This is a genomic window from Marivirga sericea, assembly GCF_900177665.1.
GTDB classification, from domain to species: Bacteria; Bacteroidota; Bacteroidia; order Cytophagales; family Cyclobacteriaceae; genus Marivirga; species Marivirga sericea.
Genome location: NZ_FXAW01000003.1, coordinates 222,136 through 243,165 on the forward strand (window position 1 = coordinate 222,136; position 21,030 = coordinate 243,165).

Annotated in this window: 22 protein-coding genes and 1 pseudogene; 4 read left to right on the forward strand and 19 right to left on the reverse strand. The window is 32.1% G+C overall.

The genetic code is table 11. From position 1 onward, the window contains the following. Nucleotides 1-509: 509 nt before the first annotated feature. The 4 genes from B9Y84_RS08655 to B9Y84_RS08670 all read right to left on the reverse strand — a co-directional run bounded on the left by B9Y84_RS08655 (nt 510) and on the right by B9Y84_RS08670 (nt 3,290). Nucleotides 510-1,094, reverse strand: coding sequence for a porin family protein (locus B9Y84_RS08655; RefSeq protein ID WP_085516688.1), 585 nt, complete (start codon nt 1,092-1,094; stop codon nt 510-512). 597 nt (nt 1,095-1,691) lie between these two features. Next, a complete protein-coding gene (locus B9Y84_RS08660; protein ID WP_013455293.1) occupies nt 1,692-1,877 on the reverse strand; it encodes a hypothetical protein in 186 nt (61 codons plus the stop codon). Then, nucleotides 1,861-2,523 (reverse strand): DUF5675 family protein, encoded by a 663-nt coding sequence (locus B9Y84_RS20975; protein ID WP_085516689.1) that lies wholly within the window; start codon nt 2,521-2,523, stop codon nt 1,861-1,863. Before B9Y84_RS20975 ends, B9Y84_RS08660 begins: the two co-directional genes overlap by 17 nt. A gap of 11 nt (nt 2,524-2,534) precedes the next feature. Then, nucleotides 2,535-3,290, reverse strand: coding sequence for a hypothetical protein (locus B9Y84_RS08670; RefSeq protein ID WP_085516690.1), 756 nt, complete (start codon nt 3,288-3,290; stop codon nt 2,535-2,537). A gap of 181 nt (nt 3,291-3,471) precedes the next feature. Here B9Y84_RS08670 and B9Y84_RS08675 point away from each other — a divergent pair, with 181 nt between their 5' ends. Continuing rightward, complete coding sequence (locus B9Y84_RS08675) at nt 3,472-3,669, forward strand: hypothetical protein (protein ID WP_085516691.1); 198 nt, start codon at nt 3,472-3,474, stop codon at nt 3,667-3,669. 709 nt (nt 3,670-4,378) lie between these two features. On the opposite strand, the gene B9Y84_RS08680 is transcribed toward B9Y84_RS08675, so the two are convergent. The 7 genes from B9Y84_RS08680 to B9Y84_RS08710 form a co-directional block, all read right to left on the reverse strand. Beyond that, a complete protein-coding gene (locus B9Y84_RS08680) occupies nt 4,379-4,723 on the reverse strand; it encodes a nucleoside 2-deoxyribosyltransferase (protein WP_085516692.1) in 345 nt (114 codons plus the stop codon). Nucleotides 4,724-4,812: 89 nt separating this feature from the next. Continuing rightward, nucleotides 4,813-5,745, reverse strand: coding sequence for a hypothetical protein (locus B9Y84_RS08685; RefSeq protein WP_245830844.1), 933 nt, complete (start codon nt 5,743-5,745; stop codon nt 4,813-4,815). 238 nt (nt 5,746-5,983) lie between these two features. Next, the gene (locus B9Y84_RS08690) at nt 5,984-7,924 is read right to left on the reverse strand and encodes a NosD domain-containing protein (protein ID WP_085516694.1); all 1,941 of its coding nucleotides are present in this window, start codon (nt 7,922-7,924) and stop codon (nt 5,984-5,986) included. Nucleotides 7,925-8,257: 333 nt separating this feature from the next. After that, nucleotides 8,258-8,824, reverse strand: coding sequence for an SDR family NAD(P)-dependent oxidoreductase (locus B9Y84_RS08695; RefSeq protein WP_221406418.1), 567 nt, complete (start codon nt 8,822-8,824; stop codon nt 8,258-8,260). A 248-nt stretch (nt 8,825-9,072) separates the two neighbouring features. Further along, nucleotides 9,073-11,253 (reverse strand): DUF5916 domain-containing protein, encoded by a 2,181-nt coding sequence (locus B9Y84_RS08700; protein ID WP_085516695.1) that lies wholly within the window; start codon nt 11,251-11,253, stop codon nt 9,073-9,075. Further along, entirely contained in the window at nt 11,234-11,821 is a 588-nt protein-coding gene (locus B9Y84_RS08705; RefSeq protein ID WP_221406419.1) for a nuclear transport factor 2 family protein, read from the reverse strand. The genes B9Y84_RS08700 and B9Y84_RS08705 overlap by 20 nt, the downstream gene beginning before the upstream one ends. Before the next feature lie 11 nt (nt 11,822-11,832). After that, nucleotides 11,833-12,285 carry a hypothetical protein gene (locus B9Y84_RS08710; RefSeq protein ID WP_085516697.1) on the reverse strand — a complete coding sequence of 151 codons (453 nt, stop codon included), beginning with the start codon at nt 12,283-12,285 and terminating at the stop codon, nt 11,833-11,835. A gap of 207 nt (nt 12,286-12,492) precedes the next feature. On the opposite strand from B9Y84_RS08710, the gene B9Y84_RS08715 reads away from it, so the two are divergent. Together B9Y84_RS08715 and B9Y84_RS08720 are read left to right on the forward strand one after the other, a co-directional pair. Then, entirely contained in the window at nt 12,493-13,566 is a 1,074-nt protein-coding gene (locus tag B9Y84_RS08715) for a sensor histidine kinase (RefSeq protein WP_085516698.1), read from the forward strand. After that, nucleotides 13,566-14,270 carry a LytR/AlgR family response regulator transcription factor gene (locus tag B9Y84_RS08720; RefSeq protein WP_085516699.1) on the forward strand — a complete coding sequence of 235 codons (705 nt, stop codon included), beginning with the start codon at nt 13,566-13,568 and terminating at the stop codon, nt 14,268-14,270. The genes B9Y84_RS08715 and B9Y84_RS08720 overlap by 1 nt, the downstream gene beginning before the upstream one ends. Nucleotides 14,271-14,425: 155 nt before the next feature. On the opposite strand, the gene B9Y84_RS08725 is transcribed toward B9Y84_RS08720, so the two are convergent. Continuing rightward, nucleotides 14,426-14,608 (reverse strand): hypothetical protein, encoded by a 183-nt coding sequence (locus B9Y84_RS08725; protein WP_139827990.1) that lies wholly within the window; start codon nt 14,606-14,608, stop codon nt 14,426-14,428. 10 nt (nt 14,609-14,618) lie between these two features. Here B9Y84_RS08725 and B9Y84_RS21075 point away from each other — a divergent pair. After that, nucleotides 14,619-14,714: pseudogene (locus B9Y84_RS21075) on the forward strand (IS982 family transposase); the annotation flags it as partial. Between the two features lie 133 nt (nt 14,715-14,847). Here the strand turns inward: B9Y84_RS21075 and B9Y84_RS08730 are convergent. The 7 genes from B9Y84_RS08730 to B9Y84_RS08760 form a co-directional block, all read right to left on the reverse strand. After that, entirely contained in the window at nt 14,848-15,492 is a 645-nt protein-coding gene (locus B9Y84_RS08730; protein ID WP_085516701.1) for a class I SAM-dependent methyltransferase, read from the reverse strand. Between the two features lie 10 nt (nt 15,493-15,502). Further along, entirely contained in the window at nt 15,503-16,624 is a 1,122-nt protein-coding gene (locus tag B9Y84_RS08735) for a serine hydrolase domain-containing protein (RefSeq protein ID WP_176223758.1), read from the reverse strand. Between the two features lie 440 nt (nt 16,625-17,064). Then, nucleotides 17,065-17,742, reverse strand: a complete 678-nt coding sequence (locus B9Y84_RS08740) for a DUF4386 domain-containing protein (RefSeq protein ID WP_085516703.1) — start codon at nt 17,740-17,742, stop codon at nt 17,065-17,067. 79 nt (nt 17,743-17,821) lie between these two features. Then, the gene (locus B9Y84_RS08745) at nt 17,822-18,595 is read right to left on the reverse strand and encodes an AraC family transcriptional regulator (RefSeq protein WP_085516704.1); all 774 of its coding nucleotides are present in this window, start codon (nt 18,593-18,595) and stop codon (nt 17,822-17,824) included. A 431-nt stretch (nt 18,596-19,026) separates the two neighbouring features. Next, nucleotides 19,027-19,476: a YybH family protein gene (locus tag B9Y84_RS08750; RefSeq protein WP_085516705.1), complete on the reverse strand. Its 450-nt coding sequence runs from the start codon at nt 19,474-19,476 to the stop codon at nt 19,027-19,029. A gap of 3 nt (nt 19,477-19,479) precedes the next feature. Next, the gene (locus B9Y84_RS08755) at nt 19,480-20,502 is read right to left on the reverse strand and encodes a serine hydrolase domain-containing protein (protein ID WP_085516706.1); all 1,023 of its coding nucleotides are present in this window, start codon (nt 20,500-20,502) and stop codon (nt 19,480-19,482) included. A gap of 106 nt (nt 20,503-20,608) precedes the next feature. Beyond that, complete coding sequence (locus B9Y84_RS08760; RefSeq protein ID WP_085516707.1) at nt 20,609-21,025, reverse strand: nuclear transport factor 2 family protein; 417 nt, start codon at nt 21,023-21,025, stop codon at nt 20,609-20,611. Between the last annotated feature and the right edge of the window lie 5 nt (nt 21,026-21,030).

Genomic DNA, 21,030 nt, shown 5'->3' on the forward strand with positions numbered 1-21,030 from the left:
CCCCAGGAATTTGGATTATGGTTTATTTGATTCGAGCAGTTAAAGATATCTTCAATAAATAAAAAAAGAGGAAAGCAATATCGGGCTGCTTTCGCTTTTAGGCCGCAAGCCCAAGCCTTTGGGTTTTTTGAGAAATCTCCACCGCCAGCTGGCGGTAGTATTTCCCAAAAAAGGCTTGCCCCCTAGCGAGTCAGCCCGGAAAAAAAGGCTTTCTCTTTTCTTTTTTTTTATTTTTTTCTTTTCTCTTTTGAAAATATTTCCCTGTGGTTTGTAGGTTTACTAGTCTGTATTTCTTCATAGCTTCATTTAGATAAATTAGCATTACTTAATAGATTTACATAATTCTCTAAGCTATTAATGATACAGGAATGTAAATAGGTAAGTCAATAAAGGAAAACAGTCAACGCATTGAAAACCTTTACGCGTACATGAACATTAATAAGCTACTTATTTCAATAGCTTCCTTCAACGATTTACTTTATTAATGATTCATAATTGTTATCATATTTTTAATTGGCATCTCTGATTTTATATGACAATGAAACCTGAATAGACCTATTAAATATTTTCACCATCCTATCATCAAATTGCGCTAGATTAGGATAAGCAATGCTTGGAATTACCCCCAATATATACCGTAAATTGACAGTTATTTTTTCATTTACAAAATATGAAGAACCTACTAAAATGGAAAGGTCAGCTCGTTTCGCGTATGGAGATTTCGCAACATTGACATCGTAATCATTCCTACCAAATAGTAACAGTCCTGACTCAATTCCAGCCTCAACATTAAAATTGCCCAGTCGATAACCAATGAAAATTGGGAGGTTTATATAGTACAAGTTTTCTGAGTCAGCCCCTTTCTCAACAAAAATAAATTCACTTGAGATGTTTACCTTTTCAGAAATATCACAAAGACCTAATAAACCAATCTGGAAACCACCACCCCAATCGTAATTAGCGACTCTTTCTGCTGATTCATCATTAAATGAATAGCCTGAAAAATTTCCTCCAGCTTTCATAAAAACATTTAATTGAGCATTTGCCTTTTGAATTACAAATACTGCTAATATTAAAAGGATATTTCTTTTCATTGAAATCGATTTTTCTAGTCTTCCAAAATTAATGAAGTTATGACAGCTAGCAAAAATAATTTGCGTGGTGGTCAGAATAAGAGGACGAGGATTTCCATAAATGACTCTATGCTAGATTGCGCACTTTTCCAAAAAGCTTTTTACTAGCTTTCCTGCGTCAGGACATTAAAAAAATCAATCCAAACATAGTGAAAGTTACAGGCATGCGGATGAGAAAGATGACAAGAGTTCGCGTTGCCGGCTACAAAAAAAATCTCCAGCATCCTTCCCAACTACCAGACCCTTCATGCTCGTATTTTTTGTTGTGCCGCTCTTGCATCTATCTCACCGTTCCTGTGTGGATGCGCACTATGTTTAAATTAATTTTTAGAGTGCGCATCGCCAGCCGGTGGTTGGTGGCGTACGTTCGTCTTCGTCCAGCGTTTAGTTTAACGCGGTTTCGTGTTCAGTCTGAAGGTTATTATTTCCTTCGGTTTTTGTGGTTTGAGATTAATTTCTCGCCATTGCCATTTTAGTTTTATTCCCTGATGGGTTTGGCCTGCCAGGTCTTTATTTTTTTGATCATTCCCCTGCAGACTGGACACAAAAAAACCGTAGCTATGAACTACGGCCTTTCTTCTTGATTTTCTTGACCACCCATTTCATGGCCAATGACATACAAAAACTAACTAATGCTCCGACAGCTGCCAAAATGCAAGTCTTGATAATATCAGCACTTTGCAAATTCACAAGGACTGTTAGGATTGTTCCTCCAGCTGTGCCAGCCTTACCGTGGACTTGCATCTCCCTTGTTTTTTACCTCAGGTAGTGGAGGAATTTTTACCTGATCATCCACCGTCACCTGACTGACTGCAGTCAGGACACTGGCGCCAACAGTCAGATATCCTGCAACTGTAATCAAGCCAGCTGGTAATGTGATAGGCGCACCTAAAATAGCACCGCCTGCAGCAGCCAATACCAAACCAATTGTCCGCAATTTTCTAAACAACTTTGGTGTGGGCTTTTTGACCCTTTCTAAAATATTCATAGTTGATTTCTCTTTAATAGTGATATAAATATGATTCTGCTTCTCTTGGGCCTCTTCAAAGACTTTTAAAAGCTTATCCATTGCTTCATTCGATCGGATTCCTTTTCCTGTTCCTGTCAGCTCCGAGACTGGTGCGATGCAGCCTTCCAGTTCTGTTCTCGCATCATTCGCAGGATGGATTAAAATCCAACTCCTTTCAGGAACGCTCTTCAATATCAGATGAAATCCCCTTTCATGGGTAATCCTCTTTTCCATTAGATATCTCCCTTCAGGAATACAACTGACAAAAGGCTGGTTCTCCTTCCAAGGAAGTTCAATGGTATGGCAGATTTTTTCACTGCCATACCTTAGAATTCCATTCGTTCCGCTCGTCCTATAATTTCGAATAAGTTCAAAACTCATTGCTAAAAAAATCAGACGTTATCAACCTCCACCAATGCTAAAGCATTGAAAGCACCATTTTTAAGCGGATACATGGTTCCATTCACCTCTTGAAGGAATTCCACTCCAAAAAGCAAAAAGATGGGCTGATCACCAGCTGTAGGTACAGTGGCAGTCAAACTAATAGCCGCCTCGGTTTGTGGACCAATTGCTATCTCGCTACTTTCATCTGTCCCCAGACTGAATGTTTCCTCAGCAAAATCCACTTTACTTGCAGCTGCAACCAAGCGCATATGCGATGCGCCTGCAGGTGCTGCAAAGGTGTTCTGCGGAATAAAATCCGGAATGTTTACTGTTGCTTCACCCGTAGCCCTGTCAATATTGGCTACAAAGGGTGCATACATAGTCGCATTCAGTTTTCCGCTTTGATTGAACTCAAAGCCTTTCAGCAATTCAATATCACCTTCAATAGCCGTTCTTTCGCCTCTATCGTTGGATGTATCGCTTTTCACGACCTTGACCATTTCTCGGGTCATTCGGCTGGCCACTCGACCATCAGCTGCCTTCAAAAGCAAAGGTCGAACGGAAGTCCTTAAAAGCCTTCCAGCTTTTCCAGCTCGCCCGAATTCAGCACCATTTTCTCGAGTCCTTTGGAAAGCTGGATCATTCTTCATCCGCTCTTTGTCAATGCCTCCTTTTTCCCTGGCCAGATAGCCATCTTTCGTTTTGTAAAAAGACAAATCTCCGATTTTGCCTTTCAGTTTGATAATACCCTTTTGTCTTGCCATAATTGAAAAATATATTTGATGAGCCACCAAAGTATTCTCTCAAATAGCGTTTGTCAAAAACTGACTTCCGCTAAAGGTCGTGTTGTCTTAATTGGCAATTATTGTCGTTAAAGCTTTCAAGAAATTGGCTATATTAGTGTATAGCATCCTTATGGATAAAGTATAGATAAAGTATAAGCTTATGATATTGAAAAGAACCGTTATCTATCCAAAGGACATACAGCGCATCACAGGAAAAAGCGAACGCACGGGAAGAAGAATATTAGAGAAGATTCGAGAAAAAAGAGGAAAAGAAAAACACCAAATGATCACCGTTTCCGAGTTCGCAGATTACACTGGAATAGATGCTGAAACAGTCCAGGAATACCTCACAGATTAAGCCAAATTTTAAGGTTATAATCCAGAATTTTCACGCCTTTTGTACATAAAATTTGCCCTTTTTTGCGTATATTTAGTATAACAAAGAAAAGTTCTTTGGCAGTATGTAGTGGAAATTAAGTCATTAAACGGCAACAATTGAAAATAATTCTTTGGTGTCCAATTAGTGTCCATAAACTTCAATAAATGGCTAAATTATTGAAATACAATATTTTAAAGGCTTCATGTGTGGTCCAGGTGGGCCCACTTTCAGAATTCATCTGAACACAAAAAGCCTTAAATCTTACGATTTAGGGCTTTTTTTTATTTTATGTTGTCTAGTCCTGAAATAGCGTTACACAAAAATTAACAAATTCTTTCCAACTCATAATGCACCTATTTTCCCGAAATGTAGAGACACGAAATGAAAGGAAAAGTGCTAAGCGGGTAATAAATACTGATAACCTGAGTTCGAGTCGTCTTTGGAAATTCAGATTTTCATATAATTCAATAGACAAGGCGTCTTTTTGATGATATAGCGGGCTATGTCCAGGGAAGACAACGCAGTATATAGGATTATATGGAAAAGTTTTTCGCATTCCCACCTCTAAACAGCGATTTTCTGCCTAAAAACCCCTTGCAATAGCCCGCTATTGCTTCAGAATTTTTAGTTGAAACTCATTGTTTATAGGCGTTCTGAATCCTAAATAAGAATCGAAGTCAGGTTGATTCTACTCCAATAGAAATATAAATAAATCTTTTGGAGAAGAAAAAATTGCATGAAAAGGCTCTTCAATCATTGCGTTTAATTTAGAATCTAAAAATGAAGCTCTTATATCTGTATGTAGTCCTAATATTTGTTTAGAGGATTCAGATAGAAATTTTTGAGTGTATGCAATTCCTAGTTCAAAACATGCTCCTTCATCTGGTACTCTTCCATCTAGTACAAAAAGAAAAATATCACATTTCAATACTTGTTGTATATCAGTAAAAAAGATAGTCTTATTTCTTTGGACAGTAGTCATATCCTGGGGCGCTTTATCTAGCTCAACACCATCTCTTTGAGGGAAAAATATGTCAAAACCGAGTAATTACAATTGGTCAACTAAAGATTTATTGAAGTCTTGTTCCGCCATATTAAATAATAGTCCAGCAAAGTAAATTTTCATTGTTGTAAAGCGTTTTCTATTTTTTCTTTAAATTCTTTTGGGTCGTCAACATGTAATCCAAGGAGAATAAACTTCTTTTTTCTACCATAAAGACCAATTAATTCATTCTCCGTGTTCAAGCTGATTATAATATTATGACTTTCAATTTCTCCTAATGGCGAAAGCGTTCTTGTCAATACGTTTTTTTCTAATGATTTACTTGATAGTTCTACTTTGTCAATATCCAAAAAGGGAATTTCAACTTCATTTAAAATACCATATTTTAAAGTTAAACTGTCTTCATTGATGGAAATTGGTCTTTGGGTTAGCGATTTAGCAAAACCAAATATTTGAATAGCACTGTAGATACTCAAGGCTGTTAAACACCAAGCCGCAATTATACTCCATTGAGTTAGTAAAAAATGAATAACTACTGTTTCAATACCTATAACTAAAATAAATGCATATAGAAGGGCAGGTGTTCCACTTGTCTTATGGTATGTATATTCATTGGCACCAACTTCTCGTGTTTTCCAATTAATGAAGCTATAGTAAAAAACCGCAACTTCTGTCACAAATGGTAGTACAAGTGCTCTAGGTAAAATTTCATAACAAGTACTTTTAAGGGCATTATAAAAATCTGGAATTGAACCTTTAATTCCTTTATATTTTCTAATAGCATTACGAACTTTAATTAGCACAAAAACAATTATTGACATTTCAATTATTGGTAAAACCCAAGTTTTGAAAATTGACAAATATGATTGGCTCTCTTTGGGTAAAAAAAATGAACCAATTAAAAGCCCAATTATCATAAATGGTACAACTGTAGTTTTTGCAATTTTTGATTTTCGAATGAGCAGAAAATAAACAAGTGGCACCGTCAGAAGTAGGTCCGTTGTTAATGCGAAGCTCAAAGTATCATTTCCTTTAAGAAATGAAGACTTCATTAAAAACATCAGAATTCCAAATAGCCCAATAGGAATCCCAAAATTGATAAAATGTCGGTTTATAGGTGTTGTTTTGTTCATTTCATTTGCTTTAATATCAAATTCTTATTATTGGTCTACAAGTTATAAATCTTGAAAGTTTTTTCAGTAAAACTCAATAATACTCCTACATAATTGATTTTTAATCAAGTTCTGTTTTTTTATCAATGGACACACATTTCTTGTAGCTATTATAGAATTAGTTACAAGTATTACCGTTTAGGTTAACTTCATTTGGCGTTGTTGAATTATTCTCAATACATGAATACCTTGTTCCTCCAGTAGGTACATAAATGGTATTATTTGTTATTACTGTATTTAAATGTGTTTCAAATAATCTAATACCACTTCTGTCTTTTGGTTTAATCATGTTATTAGTAACTTCAATATATTTTGCATTCCCAATTTCAAGACCTCCATCTACTTCATTATTTATGAAAATAACACCGTTTGTATTTGAAAAGGTAACAGCTCTAGAGCCATGAAAGGAATTATTATCAAAAACTACTTTTTGATTTTCATGTTCCTCGTTATTGTTCATTTGAGCAAAATATACAAGGAAACCACTTGATGAAGTTACGGAGTTGTCTTTTATCTCAATATCATCATTATTTGTATTGGTGGCTTGTATTCCATTTTTTTCAACAGTCATAGTGTTTGTATGAATCCTTACGTTTGTTGCTTTACTTAATTGAATACCAGCTTCACAGTTGGTAATTGTATTATCGTGTACAAAAGCATCTTTAGTACCAATAATGATTCCGGCATTATACCCTTCTATTGTATTGTTTGCGATTTCGTTATTAAAAACGGTCTCTCCACTACCTGCTGCAAAAATAGCCCAACTGTCTGATGCAGTACCAATGGCTTTAAATCTATTGTTAATGATTTTTGCACCTGATATAAGTGAGTATACTACCCTTGAACCTATATCGTTATCTTCAACAGTAATATCTTGACCTATTGTAAGTGTAAGGAAGCCTCCACGGCTACCGCTCTCCGTATTACCTTTTATTAAAACATCGAATACTCTTTGGCGTTCTTTTAATATGCCGTTTTCATCTCTAAAGCGTTCTGGTTCTATATTTATAGCATAACCAACCTCACCACCATCCGTATTCGTAGACGGCTGTCCAGCGTCAATAAATGTATTGTTCTCAATAGTAATATCTCTACCATCTACTAATGCTATGGCCATTCTTCTAGAGTTTTTTATGATACAATTTTTAATAGTAACGTTTTGCGTAGGGTTATAATCTGGATTATATGAAAAACCAAATGAAAATATGGCAAAAGTACCTGATGAACCATCTTGAAAACGAACTCCATCTACCACAATGTTTCTTCCTGAGTGAATATAAAATAGATGACTACCTTCCAATCCATTATCATCAGCAGAAAAGACGCGTTGGTCTCTATCTCCATATAAATTACCTCCTGTTACAGTAATATTTTCGGCATCTCTAACCGCCAAAATTGCACCACCTTTTCTATTATGTTTATCGCCAGGATAAATTCGTAGATGGGTATTGTCTGTCATTTTTAAATTGAAGTTAGAAGGGAGATTTACAGCTTCTAGTGTAGGATACCAATTGGCATTGGTTGCAGTACTCGTTGTTTTAGTAACTTCAAAAAAAGCATCAAGCTTATCGATTAAAAAAGTAGAGGCTTCTAAATTTTTGGTTAAGAAAAATACTTTTTCTAAAATCGCGGTATTTGATAGTGCTACTTCAGAAGTGGTTTTCCCTTCAACTATACCCCATCTAACAGCATAAAACTTGAAAGTAGGGGATGCTAGACTTACTTCTCCTTCAATTTCTAATTTAGAGCTTAAGAGTCTTCCGTCAATGGTTCCATTGGAAAAAATAAGTTTGCCATTTATTATATCTCCACCACCAAACTCAAAATTCACATTATTAGGCAATGTAATTGTCTGTCCATTTAAGTCTAACAAGCAATCTATTTTTATAGTGGAATCTGCAGTTAGGTCAGATAAGTTAAAACTGCATGGTGTTGTAATTGTGTTTTCAGGTACATCGGATACAATATCATTTTCATTTCCAATACCTTCTATATTATCTTTACCGCAAGAGCTGTTGAGTATTATAAAAATGAGAATTAAGTAGGTTATATTTTTCATTTTGGGAGTGTTTTTATATTTTTAATTTTAGCAACATAGCTGATTTTATGTATAAAAAGTAGCCGATTTCAGAACGCCAAACTTGCTACTAAACAATACGTTAGTTTCTAACCAATGCCCTGAAATCACTACTATGTTGTTTATTTTTTATACACATTGCTAGCTGTTCTTTTTTTTTGGTAGTTACATCTTAGCATATATTTGTCTTGGTATTCTTTTTAAAATTATAGCAATTAGTTGCCAACGTTTTGTAATATAAACTACTTGCTTTTTCCGTTTTATAGCTTCGAAAATTTGTTGACTTGCTTTTTCAACTGTTGCAACCCAAAATTGTCATTCTCCTTTTGCCATTGCAGTATCAACATACCCTGGTCTGATATCTGTCACAAAAATTGATGTATTTACTTTTTTCGCTTTTTGCCTTAATCCCTCCAAGTAATTTATCTGATATGCTTTTGTTGCGTTATACGCAGGTCCAATTCCACTTCCACGAAGTCCACCAACTGATGTTATAGCAGCTAAATGTCCTGATTTTTGATTCTCAAAATAATTAAAAGCCCAATTTGTAACACATGTAAAGCCAGTTACATTGGTTTCAATTGTCCTCTTTTCAATTTTAAAATCAAGTTTTTCATTTAAATCTCCATTCCCCGAACTAATAACGAGTAAGTCGAGCCCGCCAAGTTCTGTTGTTAATGAATTTAAATTTTCATCAATTAATTTCGTATCGGTTATGTCAAAAGGTTTTGTAAAATAGGCTATCGGATTTTGAGATTTCAATTCTTCAAGTAATTCAGTCCGTCTACCCGTTATACCCACCTTATAATCATTGTCAGTTAAAACTTTTGCTATTCCTTGACCAATTCCTGAGGTTGCACCAATAATTATTGCTTTCTTCATTATCTAATCTTTAATTTTCTAAGAAATTATTACAATGACAGTTGACGGTTTAGTTTAGAAATATTAGGTCTGAAATAGAAGTTAACCTTCAGTATTATTACAAAATTGAAGTTTTAATTTTATGCTTTTTATCTCTAAATGTAGGTTAAATTTTGTTTTTTCGATTAGCGAAATTACTTTTTGAAATATTATGAAAATTGTAAAAAATAGACATTTTTATAGTTTCAGACTGCTCAAGTTTGTCAACTCTAAAAATCGAATCTATAGTTAATTTTAACGGCTAATCCCCAGCTTTTACGAACAATATCTTGATTGTAATTATCTGAAGCCACAAGGTATATGTAGGATAATGGCTTGTATTCCCATTGTAAGCGGCTGTTTATATTAAAGTTGTCACTTTGTGTGTTGTATTGGACGTAGGTAGTCCAGTTTAATCGATTGTTAAAGAATACTTCCCCAGTAAAACGGGTTAGGTGAAACGTTTTTTTACCCAATGATTCTAAATCTATTTTATTAAAATCATAATTCAATTGAAGATTTGCAAAAGGTAATAGCTGATAATTTAAATATGCACCAGCTGCAATTCTACTTCCTCCATAATAGCTTCCTTTTTGTGCGTCTAACTGATATCTAAATTTTTGATTATTCGCTGAATTATATCCCACTTTGAAAATCCCAAAATTATATATATCAGGCACCAGGGCATTCCCATTCCCTAAAGGTGCGAAACCATATTTTAAGTTTATATATTCTTGGGTATACACATAATAGATAGATGACAAGTCTTTAAAAAAAACTGCCCCATTAAAGAAGTGTGATGATTGATTTAAATCCCCACTTTCATCAAAATAATTATCATTGCTATAATTCAGATATCTTATTGAGTTTAGAGTTTTAGAGTTATCGTAAAACTTTTCATAACTAGTACCAATAGTAGTTTGTGTATAGCCCTCTCTAATAGTTACATCATTAATTGCATCATAGTTATTTAGGCGTGGCGTAAATCCAACATCTGTAATATAATTTTTACCCACATTTTTTATAGCTGCATTCCAGTTAAAACCTCTTTTATTAAACCAAATTCCTGCATTGTAAAAACTATTATCATCAGAGAGATTATCATTAAAACTTTTTCCTAAGTTGGCTAACCCAATCCATTTATTATTGTCTGATTTAAAATTTATGTTGATTCCTGTTACCCGATTGTAATCATTTTTAAAATTCAATTTATCCGTTTCTTGTCTGTTTATTAGAAACCCTGTTGTAGTAAAGTTTTTATTGATTTGTTGCTCTGCGACTAATGCTCCATAATTCTGTGAAGCATTTGTGTTTTCATTATCAGTTTGTACATTTACAATGCCAATTCTAGTTTCTGGCAATACATTCCCTGATAATTTTAATCCAAACTGAATAGGGTTTTCAGCTCCAATTCTTCTTGAGTAAAAGGGATTTATACCCTCAACTCCCAAGCTTGAAAATAAATCGGCGTTTTCAAGAAAAAAGTTTCGCTGCTCTGGAAAAAATATTGAAAATCTGGTAAGATTTGTTACTTGTTGATCCACATCAATCTGAGAAAAATCTGGATTTATGGTTGCATCTAATTTTAATGAAGATGTTACATTGTATTGTACATCTAAACTAGGTTTAATTGTTGTTTCATTGGTATTGTTCACTACATCGTTTTGATTATTTACAGTTAAAGACGGGGTAATCGCAAAACGTGAAGCGGATGAATTAGGTAAATCTTCTACCCTAAATTTTTCAGTAAAACGCAAATCAAACAAACTATAATTACGTTTCACATTTTTTAAAATTGTCCAAGAGTTGGTTTTAATATCTCTTACATAAAATTGAACTCCAAAGATGGTATTGTTATTATCAAAATTTAGTGATTTTAACGGTATAGCTATTTCATATTGCTTTAAGTTGTCATTTGAAAAAGCTTTTGCTTTCCAAATCGTGTTCCAACTTGTAGTAAAATCATAACCTTCATTAGTACGCTCTACTATACCATCTATTTGAGTGCTATAACTATTTACTGAAAAATAATACGCGTTTTGTTCTTGATTTTGAGTATCTAAAATAATTACAAATCCATCGCTTATACCAATAGGAACATCTCGTTTTAAAGAACTTACTTGTGTATCGCTTGTAGTGTCATAATATGTTAAACTAACATACAAATATTCTCCATTATGAAACATTTTTACTGATGATTGATTTTTTGCCAAGCCAACATCTGTTGGTGCATAATTATAAAAACCAGAATGAGAATTTAAAGTATTCCATACGTCTTCATTGAATTTACCATCTACTTCAATTTGCGCCTCTACATAAGTAATTGTGGGTGTTTGAGCAGATGTGCTTATTGCTATAAATTGTAACATTAGCAAGATTGCTATTCTAATTTTACTTGCCTTCTGTTTCATCAATTCTAGTTGCTGTTTTACTGATTATTTTCCAATTATCCCCAATTTTTTTCAATAGAAATAAATCGATATAAATCATTTTCTTTTCTGGTATTGTTATTTCAACTTTAGCAGTTGCAATATCTTTTACTACTTCAATTGATAATACTTTTCCATACCGACCATTAAATTTTCCTTTTTCAGCATTCTTAAAAAAAGCAACATATTCTTTAGGTGTTAACGATTTAAATATTTCACCAACTGTTAAGTATAACTTGGCATTTTCAGCAAATACACTTTCTAACTGTTCAAGATTGTTATAGGAACTCCCTTCGATATAATTTTTAAGCGTAAATGCAATTTTACTTTTATCAGATAATTGTCTGGGACTCTTTTTTTCTAAACTTTCATAAAAAAGTTTAGACTCACTCACAAAGCTTTTATCGTAATTAATAACTTTTCTAGAATTTTGATTTCCATAAATATTAATAAGCAATTGCTTTTCATCTAGCTTGTCATCACTTTTACTGGCTTGTGAAAAGACTAAGAAAAATGACAAGAAAGACATCATATAGAGTAAGTAGTTCATGATAATATTTTTTATTGTTTTATTCCGTAACCCCAATAGATACTGGTAATTTTCCATTGGTTATCAACCTTATGAAGTATCATTAATTTATATTCAGGAATTTTGGAGTGAAATTGATCTAGTCGAAGTCTAGCAAAAGAAATCTTATCATAAATTTCAATACTCAATAGCTCTTCTTTATAATTTGGATCTGCATTGCCTGAATCTAATCGAAATTCGCTTTCTTTATATTTCCCTTCTTTATTTACATATCTGTAAGCCCCTTTTTCATGCATGGAAAGTCTTTTGTTTTTAATGCTTCCTGTATGATCACCTAAATAAAAATTTTTAATTGTCGTGATTATAGCTTTACGATCTGAAAAATCTGTCTCAATAATTTGGTTCTCGAAAATTAAATCAGATTTCTGTGCAGATGCAGCTATTGAAATAAAACCTAGTAGTAAAGTGAAAATTAAATTCTTCATGTTTTAAAAGTATTTTGATTCAAAAATACAAGTGAAGTATATACCGTTTTTGATAAATAGACCAGTGGATGCTTTATGCCTACAGAAAGTATGTTTTAGGTAAATTACCTGCTTGTCGTCATAGACGTTCCGTTTAACATCTTAAATAACTGTTTTAGCAACTAATAAATAATAATTACCAGAATGATTGTATTTTAGCCATTCCAAATGAGGCATTTTTTAGGAAAATACAACCCATATAAGTCCCCACTTTCTAAACATATTTTGTTTTGGATATGCGTTTTTCTATACTTTATGTTTTCTTCAAATGTTAGTAATTTTGAAGCAGGTTATATACAGTTATTTCACTCTACATGTAAAATCATAATCCCACAAATAATAACTGCATATGCAAGTTTGTATCTGTTAGTTCCAAAATTTTTAAATGAAAAAAAAATCTATATTTTTATTTTTTGGCTTATTGTTTTATTAATCACAATGTTTGTTTTATATGTTGCACTTCATATGTACTTATACGAACCAAAATATATAGAGTACTACGATGACCTAGCTAAAAAATATGCGAAAGATTCGTTTTGGGAAAGACTAAGCTATTTCTCCGTTTTTTTAAGTAAATCTATTTTGTTTTTAACACCGGTCGTATTACTTCTAATGGCTCGGTTTTATAAGAACCAGCAAAGGCTTTTAAAATTAAATGAACAGAAGAAAACAGCAGAATTAGTTGCCTTAAAGCATCAATTAAACCCGCATTTTTTATTCAATACCTTAAATAATTTGTACTCGTTAGCTATAAAAAAATCTGACGAAACCCCAGATGTAATAGATAAATTAGCAGACATATTAGATTATATGCTTTATAGATGTAATGATACCTTCGTTTCGCTTCAAAAAGAGATCGAGTTAATTGATAACTATCTTTCTTTAGAAAAAGTAAGGTATGGTAACCGTGTTCAAATTTTATTTAAAAATAATATACAAAAAGATATAAAAATTGCACCACTATTATTGTTAACTTTTATAGAAAACGCTTTTAAACACGGTGTTACACAAGAACTAAAAGAAGCTTCTATAGTAATAAATATTAACCTTGAAAATAATCAGATTATTTTTTATATAAAAAACTCTAAGCCTAATGCTAGTCTTGATATAAAGGAAGAGAATCGTATTGGTTTAAAAAATGTAAAAAATCAACTAGAGTTGTTATATCCAAATAATTATACGTTAGATATTGAAAATAGTAAAGAAACCTATGAAGTAACTTTAAAATTACTTGCCAAATAATGACTTACAAATGTTTAATTATTGACGATGAGAAATTAGCTAGAGAGTTAATAGAAGCACACTTAGTGCAATTATCAGGTTTTGAACTTATAGCTTCTTGTACTAGTGCAATTGAGGCAAGTGTCATTTTACAACACCAGGCTATTGATTTATTATTTTTAGATATAGAAATGCCTGTTTTAAAGGGTACAGATTTTTTTAAAAACTTGCTTCACAAACCTAAAGTGATATTTACAACAGCTTTCAGAGATTATGCAGTGGATGGGTTTGAGTTAAATGCGGTAGATTATTTATTAAAACCTATAAGTTTTTCACGTTTTTTTAAAGCAATAGATAAGTTTAAACAACAGCAGAATAGTTTTAATCAAGAGTCTAAAACTACCCTAACTATGGAAAAGGATGATTTTATTTTTGTAACAAAAAACAGAAAAAGAATAAGAATAGATTTTGCTGAAATTTTATATGTGGAAAGTTTAAAAGATTATATAAAGATTCATTTAATAGATGAATCACATGCTGTGAAATTTAGTATTTCTGCTTTTGAAAAAGAGCTAGACAGTCGCTTTATACGCATTCACCGCTCATATATTGTTAATTATGACCAAATTACAGCTTTTACAAAGAACGATGTTGAAATTGGCAAAAAAGAAATTCCTATTGGCGAAAGTTACAAGACTATAGTTGATCGAAGGTTTAAAAGTTGAGAATAAAATCTTAGAATGAATTCAGATTTGTCAATTGACATCAAATTGCACATTTAACAACTAACACTCCAAATCAACTGATTTAACAAGATTTAAAAAAAGGAATGGAAAGGTGCAAACTAATCTTTAGGAATATATAATTTTAAGTCTAAATCTTAGAATTGATTTTTAGGATTTTGAACATAAATATTCGATTTTTTCCGGTTTTCATATATCTTTTTATCAGGAATCTCTTGAATTATATGCTCCGGATAGTTTTTGTCCAACAATAAATCTGATGAAGAATAATGTAAGGAGTAGAAAACATTTTCAGAAGAAGGTTCTATTTTCCATTTCATTGGAGACTGCAATCTCATCTCCGGGTTAATTGCTTACACATTCTTTCCTAAAAAGCCCGCTATCAAATACGATTCCATCAATCCTAACCAAATGGCTATCTTTTAGAATCGAACTCAGGTAAATAATAAGATAATAATTGTGCAATTTTTAAAACGTTGGTTCAAAGGCACAACGCTTTATTTTTATAGCTTTATATAGGCGAGACTAACAATATGCTTTAATGGTTTATTCAATTAGACTAATATATCTTTTTAGCAACAATATAATATTGGTTTGATGTTTTTTGTAGTTTAATTATTTCTAAAATATCGAATCGACCTTCTAATAATAAAAATTTTAAACCTGATGGTTTAAAAGACTTGAAAGGAGGAATAAGCCCTAATTTGCTAGTTGCATATAATATATAACTTAATAATTTTCTCTCTGACATACAGGGTGTAACAGATATAAAAAGCCCACTTGGTTTTAAAAGACTATTTATCTTTAGTAAAGAGTCTTTTGGGTTATTTAATAAGTGAAGCATGTGAAACCCTAAAATCGCATCATAAGAACTCTCTTTTAAATGATTATCAAAAATAGTAGAATGAGTGTATTCAATATTTACTATATCTTGTTTTTCAGCTTTTCTTTCAGCAATTTCAAGCATCTTCGATGATATATCAATTGCGTGAACCCTTTTTACCAATTTAGCAATTTCAATAGAAATATTTCCTGTTGCACAACCAAAATCTAATACTACATCTGATGTTTTTAAATATCGCTTAACTTTAGATATAATTTGTTGATTAATTTCACTGGCTTTATACTCTTCTTTATCATAGCTCGGAGCGGTTCTGTCCCAGAATTTTTCTATTTTATTCCACCTCTTTATCGAATAAATCATAGGTTTTAAGCTATTTCAAATCTTTAATTAAGCCTTTAACTACTTTCAATAATTTATCAGCTGTGTCCAAGTCACTCTGGTTTGTGATTACCGAGATTCCTAAATTGTATTTAGGAAGCAAAAAAAACCAATTTTGACTACCAAAACCACCTCCGTGCATACTGTAATAAGTCCCATATTCTTCATTATTCCTTATAGGGAAGTAGTACCCTATTTCTCTATTTCCATTCTCTAGGAGATTTCTGTGAGATTCTGAGATTACATTATTATTAGAATCTAAATGTAATTGCATATAGTTTACCAAATCTGGCATAGTGGTTTTTACACCACCATCTGCACCATATATAACTACTTCATGAGGAACGAGTTTGCCAGTCATTCCATATCCATTAGCCAAATATTGCTCTTTATCTTTTGGAAGATTTATGTAGGTGTTTTGCATATTAGCATTAGTTTGAAAATATTCCTTTAAAAGGGTATCAAATGACTTTTTATATACATTTTCCAGTATTTCTGCCATTAGCTCTGTATCAACATTTGAATATGTATATCTTTCTCCAGGAATAGTATCTAGTTCTATTGAATGCAAGTCACGAAAGAATTCCTTTTTACCATAATCCTTTTGAATTTCATATACTTTAAAAGGTAAATCTTCATTAAAGTCATTAAACAGTTCATTGATACTTTCAGGCAAGAATTTTGACATTCTACTGGTGTGTGTCAGCAAATGTTTAACTCTTATAGGTTCTCCGTTATATTCAAAGTTTTTGAAGTCTTCCTTTAGATACTCTCTAATATCATCATCTAGGGCAAGTTTGCCTTCTAATACTGCATTTGCTACTAACACTCCTGTAAAAGTTTTACTGACTGATGCGATTTCATAGATTGTTTTATCGGTTGGCTTATTATTTTTCCCTTTATCTAGTTCTCCATAATGAGCTATATACTTTTCTCCGTCTTTATACACTCCGATTGAAACGGCATTTATTTTAGAGTCTAAAAGAAGGGAATCTACATTTTTGTCCATAGCTATATGGATCTTATTCATGGGTGTATTTAACTCCTTTTTTGAAGAATCTTTGCAACTTGCAAACACTGCTATTGATAAGAAGAGTAATAACTCTATTTTCATAATTGTTTTGTTACTGTTTAGAGATGACTTAAGGTATTTTATAATAATTTTGCCAATATTAAGTTTTATTAATGGATCGATTCTAATTTGATAATATTCAGAAACAGATTCTTGTAATTTATTAATTGTTCTTTTAAGTCTCATTTCTCATGAAACTTGAATAAAAAAATCTTCTTCAAGTTTATTATCATAAAGCACAACTATCGAAATTGCAATAACTACATATAGAACTTTCAAAACTATTCTTTTGCACAAAATTTCTTTCTTTTCTTTCTTGAATATTTTTCAAGCAATTTCTAATTCATTTTGTAAACTAAAGAGTACAAAGTTATGCTGCACAAATTTTCAGAAATTGTAAAAAATGGACATTTTAGATTTAATAAAAGTACCTTCTTAAGTCTGATTCTTATACCAAAATCATAAATGTTTTTTTTGGTTAGCTAGAGGCTTGCTCTTTTGTTAAACCCTTTAAAAATAAGCCAAGCACTGAGAATTAAATCAAGAATCGCTGTTGGTGTATTTAATAGAATGTAATCAAATGTAATAATACCCAAAATATCAAATAGAACTAATCCACTAGCAATTATAGATAAGATAGCTCCAATTATCCCCCAATAAGAAACCCAATTAGGAATTAGTTTGGATTTAATAAACAGGATATACAACATAATATTACCTGAACATAATATTAAGATCATGAATATATGATTCACTACATCACGGGATGACTTTAATACATCTGCTAATGTTTGAATCATTAAAATGTATTCAGTGTTACTCCCAACGTAATCTTTACTTAAAGAGAGAACCGTCAGCATCAGAATAGTTCCAGCAATGGAAAGTGTAACAGCAATAATTCTAAAGCTTAAAAAGCCTAAGGACAAGGTTTTACTGTACGGTTTTACAATTGGGTAAAGTAAAACTGCAATTCCTAAATAAATTAAGGACATTGCAAATTGAAAAATAGCAGCTATTATTACTTGGTTGGAATTTAATGCAGCTTCTTTCAAATAATCTATCGAATCTATTGCAGGAGCTATACTGAAAATCCCAGTGACAATCCCAACAAATAAAAAGAGTCCAACTATTCTTTCTTTTTTTTTAATACTGTAATTCATCGTTAGTTTAAATATTTTAGGTTTTTACACCACAAAAATATTTCGCTAAAGACTATGAAAATTGTAAAAAATAGACCTATTAAATATCCTCTTCACTTAGATTCCAAAATTCTTTTGGGTTAAATCCAGTAAATAATTTAAATTCATTATTAAAATGAGCTTGGTCAAAATAACCATTTTCATAGGCAATTTCAGTAAGACTAGAGGTAGTTGGATGCTGTTTTATAACAGATTCAAAGCGTATTACCCTAGAATAGGTTTTGGGGTTAAACCCTGAAAACCTCTTAAAACGTCTGTTGAATTGTTTTTGAGAAATACCAAATTCATTAGCAAGTGCTTCAATCCTTAAATTACCATTACCACTTTTTATAGCTTTAATTGCTTTTGTAATTAAAGGATCTGCCATTTTGGGTTGCTGTAATAGTAATTTGAAATATTCTGATATTATATCAATTCGTTCTTCGGTTGATGGAGCGATAGCAATCTTTTCATTTAACACGTTTCCTTCATTACCAAGAAATGTATTTAATGGTATAAACTTATCATTGAGTTCAGTTGACGGAATATTAAAAAAACCAGGTATTGTATAAGAGTAAAATGCAACACCTATAAGGTGATGAAATTCATCTACAGGATACTGATTTGCCAAATGTGTATGACCTTGAATGGCTGAGAACAAGAAACTAGAGTCCTTGTCTCTTCCATTAAAGGCAAAAACAATCTCTGATAAACTACTTCCTACAACAAAGTATGTAGTGTTTGGCTTTTCTAAAGATGAATTCCAAGTACAAACCCAAAAATGACTTATGTGATTTTCGAGTTCTTTACAAGGTGGTATTAAATTGTATTCCATTTTCTGATAACTTTGTCAATTGTATATTATATTTATATTAATGTAGGTTTTATTCAGGAAAGGTCAAAATGTTTTGTATCGGTCCATGTATAGCTCGTATCTCAAAGAGTATGCTCTATATATCTTGTCCAAAGGCATTTTTCATTCTTTCGATTAATTCTTTTGGTTAGTCAATATTTAATCCAAGTCGGTTATTTTTTTTCATTCCATACAGACCACCTAATTCGTTCTTCTTTTTCAAGTGAAATATGATATTATGATTTTCAAGCTCTCCAAGTGGCGAAAGTGTTTTTGTTAATTCGCTTTTTTCTAATGATTTTTTTTGATAATTCTACTTTATCAATAGCTAAAAAGGGAATCTCAACTGCATTTAGAATGCCATATTTTAAAGTTAAACTATCTTGATTTATAGATATAGGTCTTTGAATTCATTATTTGGTATTATTCCAAATATCCAAGTACATCTTCCAATTTTCATCTACTTTTTTCCAGACGATTACGTATTTGCCTTTCCAGGATGATATATGTCCGTCCTTGTGCTTGGTTTTGCCCTCATAATACCCATAATCATAAGCAGTATTATTAATAATGCTTATTTCGGTTTGGGTTATTTTATGGTAAGTGGTACTTATTCCTTCGGGAAGTGTCCAATAGGTAATAATATCCTCACCTTCTAATATGTTAGTGTTATTCGGAAAAATTTTCGCGTCCTCGGTATAAGAATCGGCAATCTTCTTATAATCTGAAGCCATAATGTATTTTGAAAAGTCTTCTGTGTTTTTCAGTATGGTTTGAATGTCTTCTTTGTTTCCATTTAAAGTCTGACTTTGTAAATGGCTTATGCTTCCGAGGGTTAATATTATTATAATTAAATTTTTCATATTTTAATTTTTAGTGTTGGTTACAATATCATGTATATCATCTGCCATATCCATAACATTAAAGTACTTTTGGTTCTTTAAAATCACAATGTACAAATCATCTTTAGGGTAGTATCTAATGACGCTTTCATAGTTTCCTTGTTCACCATGATGATGGTGCATTTCAAGTTGGTCTCCGTCCCATTCTAAAATTCCTAAAGGTGATTGTGAGCCTTCTCTTTCTGAAAGGAACTTTATAGATGCTTTTGATAGCAATTGATAACTATGTAAATGATAGAGCCATTGGTAAAGATCTTTTGTAGTAAACAACATTAAAAACTTTGCCTCTCTATTTCTAAAGGGGTCAAAATTGTAATCTTTATCAAATGCTATAGCGGGTAGTACTTCGTTTTTGTAAGGCATTGCCTTGCCAAAATAACTATCGGTCATCTTTGCAGGTTTAAAGATATGTTGTTGAACATAATCTTCGAAGGATTGCCCAGACACCTTTTCAACGATAAGCGTTAATAATAAGGGGTTATAGTTTGAATACAGATAATCCGTACCAGGTTTAAAAACGAGTTCCTCTACCTTTCTTAAATCTTTCAAAAGTAATTGTTCTGTAATTGGTATTTTGTTATCCACATAATGTTCCCATGACACCTTAGGTAAACCACTGGTGTACTTGAATAGTTGTTGTATGCTTATTGACGATGCCCAATCGGGTAAATCATCTAAGTAATCACTAATCTTATCATCAGGTTTGAGGCTTCCTTTTTCAATGAGTTGCATTACAGCAACTGCTGGAAATTCCTTATAGATTGAACCGATATTGAAACGATGTGCAGCTGTCAACTGTTCTTTTGTTTCAGGATGGGCAATACCAAAAGATTTTTCATAAAGTACGGAATCGCCTTTTACTACCAATATATTGCCATTGAGTTCTCCCTTTTCGTATTGTTGTTGTACGTAGTCCGCAACGTTACTTTGCTGACAACTTGCAGTTGAAAAAGCCATTAGAATGTAAAGGCTTAGAAGTTTTTTCATGTTTAAATTAGTTTTTGTAATAGTTTGTATTGAAGCTTATTATATGATTTTTATCATTTGTATTTTTATACTACTATAACCCTTTAGAGTAGATTTATATTAATTATTATTTGTTTTGTCTGTGGAATATCTTGTTTACGATTTTCCATTCCCCATCAATTTTTAACAAATTCATATAATCGATAAAGTAAAAGTTAGGATAGTCAATACGAAGTCGTGCATTTGCCGCATTACCAGCAATATTGATTTGCTCTACTATAGAAGTACGGTTTTGTTTTAGTCCTGGCTTGATGGCTTTTTCAAAGAAATCAAGAGCGTTTACCTCCGTGTAGTTTTCTCCCCTAATAAATTTCATCCTAGCGTCTTTGTGAAAAGCTTTTTTAAGCGTTTCAAAGTCGTTATTTGTACCGCCGTCTAAATAATATGAAACTGTTTTTTCTACGAGGCTATAATCAGACTCTTGAGCAAGAGTATTTAGTGAAACACTAATACAAAGAAATAATGCGATGAATATTTTTTTCATTGTTT

Coding starts and splice junctions, on each gene's coding strand:
- B9Y84_RS08745 (WP_085516704.1), bottom strand. CDS start 18,595: ATGGAATACAATTTAATACCACCTTGTAAAGAACTCGAAAATCACATA.
- B9Y84_RS08685 (WP_245830844.1), bottom strand. CDS start 5,745: ATGAAGTCTTCATTTCTTAAAGGAAATGATACTTTGAGCTTCGCATTA.
- B9Y84_RS08755 (WP_085516706.1), bottom strand. CDS start 20,502: ATGAAAAAACTTCTAAGCCTTTACATTCTAATGGCTTTTTCAACTGCA.
- B9Y84_RS08690 (WP_085516694.1), bottom strand. CDS start 7,924: ATGAAAAATATAACCTACTTAATTCTCATTTTTATAATACTCAACAGC.
- B9Y84_RS08735 (WP_176223758.1), bottom strand. CDS start 16,624: ATGAAAATAGAGTTATTACTCTTCTTATCAATAGCAGTGTTTGCAAGT.
- B9Y84_RS08705 (WP_221406419.1), bottom strand. CDS start 11,821: ATGAACTACTTACTCTATATGATGTCTTTCTTGTCATTTTTCTTAGTC.
- B9Y84_RS08695 (WP_221406418.1), bottom strand. CDS start 8,824: ATGAAGAAAGCAATAATTATTGGTGCAACCTCAGGAATTGGTCAAGGA.
- B9Y84_RS08710 (WP_085516697.1), bottom strand. CDS start 12,285: ATGAAGAATTTAATTTTCACTTTACTACTAGGTTTTATTTCAATAGCT.
- B9Y84_RS08760 (WP_085516707.1), bottom strand. CDS start 21,025: ATGAAAAAAATATTCATCGCATTATTTCTTTGTATTAGTGTTTCACTA.
- B9Y84_RS08700 (WP_085516695.1), bottom strand. CDS start 11,253: ATGAAACAGAAGGCAAGTAAAATTAGAATAGCAATCTTGCTAATGTTA.
- B9Y84_RS08725 (WP_139827990.1), bottom strand. CDS start 14,608: ATGAAATGGAAAATAGAACCTTCTTCTGAAAATGTTTTCTACTCCTTA.
- B9Y84_RS08675 (WP_085516691.1), top strand. CDS start 3,472: ATGATATTGAAAAGAACCGTTATCTATCCAAAGGACATACAGCGCATC.
- B9Y84_RS08655 (WP_085516688.1), bottom strand. CDS start 1,094: ATGAAAAGAAATATCCTTTTAATATTAGCAGTATTTGTAATTCAAAAG.
- B9Y84_RS08720 (WP_085516699.1), top strand. CDS start 13,566: ATGACTTACAAATGTTTAATTATTGACGATGAGAAATTAGCTAGAGAG.
- B9Y84_RS08740 (WP_085516703.1), bottom strand. CDS start 17,742: ATGAATTACAGTATTAAAAAAAAAGAAAGAATAGTTGGACTCTTTTTA.
- B9Y84_RS08715 (WP_085516698.1), top strand. CDS start 12,493: ATGAGGCATTTTTTAGGAAAATACAACCCATATAAGTCCCCACTTTCT.
- B9Y84_RS20975 (WP_085516689.1), bottom strand. CDS start 2,523: ATGAGTTTTGAACTTATTCGAAATTATAGGACGAGCGGAACGAATGGA.
- B9Y84_RS08660 (WP_013455293.1), bottom strand. CDS start 1,877: ATGCAAGTCCACGGTAAGGCTGGCACAGCTGGAGGAACAATCCTAACA.
- B9Y84_RS08730 (WP_085516701.1), bottom strand. CDS start 15,492: ATGATTTATTCGATAAAGAGGTGGAATAAAATAGAAAAATTCTGGGAC.
- B9Y84_RS08750 (WP_085516705.1), bottom strand. CDS start 19,476: ATGAAAAATTTAATTATAATAATATTAACCCTCGGAAGCATAAGCCAT.
- B9Y84_RS08670 (WP_085516690.1), bottom strand. CDS start 3,290: ATGGCAAGACAAAAGGGTATTATCAAACTGAAAGGCAAAATCGGAGAT.